Source organism: Anoxybacillus sp. LAT27 (assembly GCF_022030075.1).
Taxonomy (GTDB): domain Bacteria; phylum Bacillota; class Bacilli; order Bacillales; family Anoxybacillaceae; genus Anoxybacillus; species Anoxybacillus kestanbolensis.
Window position 1 is genome coordinate 1 of sequence record NZ_JAIWYK010000387.1, and the last position, 225, is coordinate 225.

Annotated in this window: 1 protein-coding gene; it reads left to right on the plus strand. The window is 68.4% G+C overall.

The window, feature by feature from the left end:
* Positions 1 to 225, plus strand: a 225-nt coding sequence (locus tag LD028_RS18290) for a DUF6297 family protein (RefSeq protein WP_369414826.1), incomplete at its 3' end; no start/stop codon positions are given.

Below are 225 nucleotides of genomic sequence, written 5' to 3' on the forward strand. Positions count from 1 at the left end.
CTGGCCGCGGCCCGGGTGTTTGGGCCGGTACTTGCCTCGGCAGCTGAGGGATTCTGGCTCATGGACGCTCCGATTGACCGAGCCAAGTTTCTCGCCAAACGGCTACGAGCTGCGGTGCTCGTTTCGGTGATCGCTGGTGCCGTCCTGGGCGCCCTGGTGGCTGCCCTTACTGGGGCCGCTGGGAAGGCCGTCGTCGCCTGGACCCTGGCGAGCGCCCTGGGTGCT